The sequence below is a fragment of the Oleiphilus sp. HI0132 genome, from assembly GCF_001635845.1.
On record NZ_LWGJ01000867.1, the window covers coordinates 1 to 286 of the forward strand.

Below are 286 nucleotides of genomic sequence, written 5' to 3' on the forward strand. Positions count from 1 at the left end.
TTGTTTGGTACCTTATTTTCAAATACAGGTGCCTGTTTTTCTTCTGAGTATAGACCATTCACACTATAACGACGTGCTTGTAGATCGTGATATACATCACCACTGGACCAAACGCCTGGCAACTCATAATAGTTCTTTAAGAGCGCATTACTGACTCGCCAAAGTTCACCACGGTTATCGTACTGATCCACCATAGCAATTCCCCAGCTGTCTTCATCAACATAGAACACACGTTTTTTATAGATATGACGAGCCCCTTTCTTCAAAGTAGCTTCGACAACATGTA

Annotated in this window: 1 protein-coding gene; it reads right to left on the reverse strand. The window is 41.3% G+C overall.

What is annotated here, in order from left to right; all coding sequences use genetic code 11:
• Positions 1 to 286: DUF1329 domain-containing protein (locus tag A3766_RS09765; RefSeq protein ID WP_156508841.1), on the reverse strand; the 286-nt coding region annotated here is incomplete at both ends.